We start from the raw sequence: 235 nt of genomic DNA on the forward strand, positions 1-235 counted from the left end.
GCGGTGAGGTCGTCGGCGCCGTCCACGAGGGTGGGCGCGCGGCCGGCGACGAACCCGGAACCGTCGCCGTCGACCCCCACGACGGCGCGGGCCTCCTCCAGCGCCCCGGTCCCGATCAGCACGGGCACGGCCGCCGCGGGCGGGCGCTCCCCGGACACCGCCGCGGTCCACCGGTACAGCTCGGCGCTGCGTGCCAGCAGCCCCCGCCGGGCGAGGACGGCGGCCGCGACCGACC

The 235-nt window shown here is 81.3% G+C and carries 1 protein-coding gene; it reads right to left on the reverse strand.

What is annotated here, in order from left to right:
- Positions 1 to 235 (reverse strand): hypothetical protein (locus GTW08_RS02240; RefSeq protein WP_202416281.1); only part of this gene is annotated, 235 nt, incomplete at both ends.

The sequence above is a fragment of the Pseudonocardia sp. SID8383 genome (assembly GCF_009864975.1).
In the GTDB taxonomy this organism is placed as follows: Bacteria; Actinomycetota; Actinomycetes; order Mycobacteriales; family Pseudonocardiaceae; genus Pseudonocardia; species Pseudonocardia alni.